Below are 217 nucleotides of genomic sequence, written 5' to 3'. Positions count from 1 at the left end.
GCGAAAGCCTGCTGGTCCACGCCTGCGAATCACTGGCACAGGCCAGCCTCATGACCAGCGACATCGCCGCGTACATCGACCTGCCGCAAAGACGGACGATTCTGGCGATTCAGCAGATCATCATGCTCGCTGAACTGGCGGTGAATCGTGTGCTGGATAATCACGAAATCCCAAAATCCCCGGCACACAGCTAAAAGCCCCTCACCCTAACCCTCTC

Annotated in this window: 1 protein-coding gene; it reads left to right on the top strand. The window is 57.6% G+C overall.

Annotated features, from left to right (window positions below; translation table 11 throughout):
• On the top strand, positions 1–194 hold a 194-nt coding region (locus AC0ZWN_RS28965), incomplete at its 5' end, for a DUF6124 family protein (RefSeq protein ID WP_476337731.1).
• Positions 195–217: the final 23 nt, after the last annotated feature.

The organism is Pseudomonas sp. 3B-A001-10F, assembly GCF_056313565.1.
Note: the sequence above shows the minus strand (reverse complement) of the source record. Positions and strands in the feature narration are given on the sequence as shown.